This is a genomic window from Rhodococcus sp. NPDC055112, assembly GCF_053607505.1.
The window spans coordinates 1-5,146 of record NZ_JBSGTR010000110.1 but is presented as its reverse complement, the minus strand read 5'-3'; the positions used below and the strand labels follow the sequence as shown (position 1 = coordinate 5,146).

Below are 5,146 nucleotides of genomic sequence, written 5' to 3'. Positions count from 1 at the left end.
GCCGAATCCCCAGCGGGGGTTCGGCGCCCTCGTCGTTGCGGCAGGGGATTCGCTTCTGCCAATCGGTCGGCCGTTCGGCATTGTCGGCGCTATCGTCGGTCTGGCAAGGCGCTGTCGGCGGTTCCGGCACGGGGCCGACGGGCGTTCCGATGGATGACAACGGAATGTGAGTAGCCATGGTGGATCGAGCGGGCGAGTTTCGAGGGGTTCTTCCGATTCCGGACCGGCAGCACATCGGTCTGACGACCTACGACGCGAAGGACCCGGACACCGCGTTTCCGCCGATCGAGCCGCTGCTCCCGCCGGAGGGCGCACCGAATGTCCTCGTGATCCTGCTCGACGACGTGGGCTACGGGGCCAGTAGTGCGTTCGGGGGACCGGTGCACACACCGACCGCCGAACGACTGCAGCGCGACGGACTCACCTACACCCGGTTCCACACCACCGCGCTGTGCGCGCCGACCCGGGCCGCGCTGCTCAGCGGCCGCAACCACCATTCGGTCGGGATGGGTCTGATCACCGAGACCGCGACCTCGGCGCCCGGCTCGTGCGGGATCCGACCGAACACCAAGGCCGCATTGCCGATGACGTTGAAACTCAACGGATATTCCACCGCCCAGTTCGGCAAGTGCCACGAGGTGCCGCCGTGGCAGACCTCGCCGGTCGGCCCGTTCGACGCCTGGCCCTCCGGCGGTGGCGGGTTCGAGCACTTCTACGGGTTCATCGGCGGCGAGAACAACCAGTACTTCCCGGCGCTCTACGACGGATTCACGCCGGTCGAGCCGGACAAGACGCCGGAGGAGGGTTACCACCTCACCGAGGACCTGGCCGACCGGGCCATCGACTGGGTGCGTACCCAGAAGGCGCTCGCGCCCGACAAGCCGTTCTTCGCCTACTTCGCCCCCGGCGCCACTCACGCACCGCACCACGTTCCCACCGAGTGGGCGGACAAGTACGCGGGTCGGTTCGCGGGCGGCTGGGATGCGGAGCGTGAATCGATCTTCGATCGGCAGAAACAACGCCAGATCGTGCCAACGGGCGCCGACCTGACCGCCCGTCCCGACGCGATCCCGGCGTGGGACGACATGGACGAGGCGCTCAAGCCGGTACTGGAACGCCAGATGGAGGTGTACGCGGGGTTCCTCGAGCACACCGACTTCCACGTCGGCCGCGTCGTCGACGCGATCGAGGCGATGGGGGCGCTCGAGAACACCCTGATCTACTACATCATCGGCGACAACGGAGCCTCCGCCGAGGGAACGCTGAACGGGGCGTTCAACGAGATGGCGAACTTCAACGGCCTCGCCGCGATCGAGACGCCGGAGTTTATGGCGGAGGTGAAGGACAAGTTCGGCACGCCCGAGGCCTACAACCACTATTCGGTTGGCTGGGCATGGGCGATGTGCTCGCCCTTCCAGTGGACCAAGCAGGTCGCCTCGCATTGGGGCGGTACCCGCAACGGGACGATCGTGCACTGGCCCGAGGGCATCAGCAGCAAGGGCGAGATCCGTTCCCAGTTCACCCACGTCATCGACGTCGCGGCCACCGTGCTGGAGGCCGCCGGGCTGCCCGAGCCCACGTTCGTCAACGGTGTGCAGCAGGCGCCGATCGAGGGCACCAGCATGCTGTACAGCTTCGACGACGCGGCCGCGCCGGAGCGGCATGACCTGCAGTACTTCGAGATGGCGGGAAACCGGGGCATCTATCACAAGGGCTGGAGCGCGGTCACCCGGCACAGCACCCCCTGGCTGCCCAACGAGGTGCTGCCCGCGCTCGACGACGACGTGTGGGAGCTGTACGACGGCACCACCGACTGGACCCAGGCTCACGATCTGGCCGCCGAGATGCCCGAGAAGCTCGCCGATTTGCAGCGGCTGTGGCTGATCGAGGCCGTGAAGTACAACGTGCTGCCGATCGACGATCGCCGGTTCGAACGTCTGAATCCGACCATCGCCGGTCGCCCCCAACTGATCTCGGGTAGCAAGCAGGTGCTGTTCCCCGGGATGAAGCGGCTCAGCGAGCACAGCGTCCTCGACATCAAGAACCGATCCTTCTCGGTGACCGCCGCGGTCGAGACGTCGACGAACGGCGCCACCAACGGCGTCGTCATCGCGCAGGGCGGTCGCTTCGGCGGGTGGGCGCTCTATGTCAAGAAGGGGCGAACCGCGTTCGTCTACAACCTGCTCGGTATGAGGGAGTTCACGATCGAGGCGACCGAGGACATTCCCGCGGGTAGCCATCAGATCCGCGCCGAGTTCACATACGACGGGGGCGGCCTCGCGAAGGGCGGTGATGTCACCCTGTTTCACGATGGCCGCCCCGTCGGTACCGGGCGGGTGGAGCAGACGCAGCCGATGATCTTCTCCGCGGACGAGACGACGGACATCGGCGACGACTACGGGATGCCGGTCAGCGTCGGGTATCTGGGAGAAACCAGGTTCACCGGCCGTATCGACGTCGTGCAGATCGAGGTCGGGGACGACGACCACTCCCATCTCATCGACCCGGAGGAGGTCATCCGGGTCGCTACCTCCCGTCAGTGACCGAGGGCAGGCTCCGGTTGCCGCCGTTGCCGACCTGATCGGCCGGGTACATCCAGGAGGCACGGGCCGCCTGCTCGGCCGGATACTGCTGCGGGGCAGCGGTCGCGTGGCCGGCAGCCGCGGCCGACGGTTGCGTCTGCGGTGCCGTCTCCTGCCCGTGCACCACCAGCGCGTAGGCGAGTGCCACGAAGGCCGCGGTACTGACGACCGCCCGCACGATATTCCATGTGACCCAGCGGGATTCGAAATGCGACCGCACCGCGTCGGGGTTGGCGATGACGTCGCCCGCCCGCGCGAGTTCGTCGTTGAGCGGCACGTTGACGGCGGCGGTGATGACGAGCATCGCGATGTAGAAGACCAGCGCGACGATGATCCAGGGGAGCGCACCACGCGCCGAACGCAGGTGCAGTAGCAGCGTCGCGACGGTGAGCACCAACCCGCCCAGGAAGCAGATCATGAACCAGCCGTTGAGGATGGCGACGTTGATCTTCTGCATCGCCGAGATGAACGTCTGGTCGTCGGTGCGGCCGAGACCCGGCATCACCGCATAGGCGAAGGCGGCGAACAGTCCCGCCATGAGGCCGGCGGTGACGCCGGCGCCGAGCAACGAGATCGTCTGGAGCAGTTTGGTGTTCATCGCGGTCACCCCACGTTCCAGATGCCGGTGGCGGCAGCGGCAGCGGCGTACTCGGCGAAGTCGCGGGGTGCGCGGCCCAGTGCACGCTCGACCCCATCGCCCGGGATCTCGTTTCGTCCGTCGAGGACGGTCGTGAACAGATACATCAGCAGGTCGACGACGTCGGCGGGCACCTGCTCGGCTGCGAGACCGGCGGCGAAGTCCTCGGCCGGCACCTGCACGTAGTCGACGGGACGACCGGCGGCGGCGGCGATGGTGGCGGCGGCCTCGGCGAAGGTGATCGCACGGGGTCCGGTGAGCTCGTAGATCTCCCCGATGTGGCCCGCCTGGGTGAGCGCGGCGAGGGCGACGTCCGCGATGTCCTCGACATCGACGAACGGTTCGGGGATGTCGCCGGCAGGCAGGTACATCGCGCCGGCGAGGATCGGATCGAGCAGGTAGCCCTCGCTGAAGTTCTGGGCGAACCAGCTCGCCCGCAGGATCGTGGTGTCCGCGCCCGAATCGGTCATGGCCTTCTCGCAGGCCTGCGCCTCGACCTCGCCGCGGCCCGAGAGGAGCACCAGGCGCCGCACACCGCGATCCACGGCCAACTCGGAGAACGACCCGATGGCCTCCACCGCGGCGGGGGCCGCAAGGTCCGGGAAGTAGGAGATGTATGCCGCCGTCATGCCCTCGAGGGCGGGCTCCCAGGTCGCGGTGTCCTCCCAGTCGAACGGGACTCCACCGGAGCGGGTTCCGATGCGGACCGGCAGGTCGAGGCCGGTCAACCGCTGCGCGACGCGGCGGCCCGTCTTGCCGGTGCCGCCGAGGACGAGGGTCGAGGGGTTCGGTGCGTGAACGTTCATGGGGCTCTCCTTGCTGATCGAAAGCTGTTGTCCTCTTTACGATCGCTCAGGGGAAGGTCGCCAACAACGGCTGTTTGCGCAAGGATCGTTAACCTGTGGCCTAACGAAGGGGGTTGCCGCATGGAGCGGCGCGACATCGAGATCTTCCTGATGCTGGCCGAGGAGTTGCACTTCGGCCGCACGGCGGAACGACTACACGTCTCCACAGCCAGGGTCAGCCAGACCATCAAGGCGCTCGAGCGCCGCGTCGGCGCCCCGCTGTTCGAGCGGACCAGCCGCCAGGTGACACCCACCCCGATCGGCCGAAGGCTCGAGGAGGACCTCAGGCCCGCGGACGAGCAGATCCGTGCGGCCATCGCGAGGGCGATCGCCGCAGGGCGCGGGCTGGACGGCGTGCTGAGGGTGGGTTTCGTCGGGACCGCGCTCGGACAGTTCGTGCTCGAGGTCGCGAACACCTTCCAGGAGCGACATCCCGGTTGCCGGGTCCAGATCCGGGAGAGCCACTACAGCGATGGCGTCGGGTTGCTGTTGGCCGACGAGGTCGACGGTCTGGTCGCGGCGGCCGATGTCGGGCACGTCCGGGAGCTCGAACAGAGCCCGGTGCTGCTGCGCGAGCAGCCGTCACTCGCGGTGTCGGCCCGGCACCCGTTCGCGCGGCTGGAATCGGTGACGGTCGAGGACCTCGCGCGGGCGAAGGTGTTGCGGCCCCGCGGTATTCCTGACGATCTCGACGAGGCCATGGTGCCGCGGACGACGCCGAGCGGCAGGGTCATCGAGCGAGGGCCCGACTTCGGAACGGTCCAGGAGATGCTGGCGCTGGTCGGTGCCGGGCAGGGCGTGTTCCCGGTGCCGACCCACGCCAGTCGATACGACGCGCGCCCGGACGTGACGTACGTGCCGGTGGTCGACGGCACCGCACTCGAGTGGCGACTGATCTGGCGCGCGGCGGGCCAGACGAGCCGGATCCGCGCTTTCGCGGAGGCGGCACAGGATTTCGTTGCGGCCAGGGGAAACCCGTTGCTGGACGGGTGAGCGGCGGCGGCCACGGGCACGCGCCGGGGGAGGGGAGCGGTGCGGGCGAGGGGCCACCGGAACGACGAAGGCCCCGAACCCAATGGGTT

At 68.2% G+C, this 5,146-nt stretch carries 4 protein-coding genes; 2 read left to right on the top strand and 2 right to left on the bottom strand.

Annotated features, from left to right (window positions below):
* Positions 1-176: 176 nt before the first annotated feature.
* The gene (locus ACWFRB_RS26155) at positions 177-2,543 is read left to right on the top strand and encodes an arylsulfatase (RefSeq protein ID WP_452644226.1); all 2,367 of its coding nucleotides are present in this window, start codon (positions 177-179) and stop codon (positions 2,541-2,543) included.
* Here the strand turns inward: ACWFRB_RS26155 and ACWFRB_RS26150 are convergent.
* Both ACWFRB_RS26150 and ACWFRB_RS26145 read right to left on the bottom strand, forming a co-directional pair.
* On the bottom strand, positions 2,527-3,180 hold the full coding sequence (locus ACWFRB_RS26150; protein WP_452644224.1) for an anthrone oxygenase family protein: 654 nt from the start codon (positions 3,178-3,180) through the stop codon (positions 2,527-2,529). The genes ACWFRB_RS26155 and ACWFRB_RS26150 overlap by 17 nt on opposite strands.
* A 5-nt stretch (positions 3,181-3,185) precedes the next feature.
* Positions 3,186-4,025 carry an NmrA family transcriptional regulator gene (locus ACWFRB_RS26145; RefSeq protein WP_452644222.1) on the bottom strand — a complete coding sequence of 280 codons (840 nt, stop codon included), beginning with the start codon at positions 4,023-4,025 and terminating at the stop codon, positions 3,186-3,188.
* Between the two features lie 120 nt (positions 4,026-4,145).
* Here ACWFRB_RS26145 and ACWFRB_RS26140 point away from each other — a divergent pair, with 120 nt between their 5' ends.
* On the top strand, positions 4,146-5,057 hold the full coding sequence (locus ACWFRB_RS26140) for a LysR family transcriptional regulator (RefSeq protein ID WP_452644220.1): 912 nt from the start codon (positions 4,146-4,148) through the stop codon (positions 5,055-5,057).
* The last annotated feature ends 89 nt before the right edge of the window (positions 5,058-5,146 follow it).

Excerpts from the sequence above, each read along its gene's own strand:
- ACWFRB_RS26155 (WP_452644226.1), top strand. The coding sequence starts at position 177 with ATGGTGGATCGAGCGGGCGAGTTTCGAGGGGTTCTTCCGATTCCGGAC.
- ACWFRB_RS26150 (WP_452644224.1), bottom strand. The coding sequence starts at position 3,180 with ATGAACACCAAACTGCTCCAGACGATCTCGTTGCTCGGCGCCGGCGTC.
- ACWFRB_RS26145 (WP_452644222.1), bottom strand. The coding sequence starts at position 4,025 with ATGAACGTTCACGCACCGAACCCCTCGACCCTCGTCCTCGGCGGCACC.
- ACWFRB_RS26140 (WP_452644220.1), top strand. The coding sequence starts at position 4,146 with ATGGAGCGGCGCGACATCGAGATCTTCCTGATGCTGGCCGAGGAGTTG.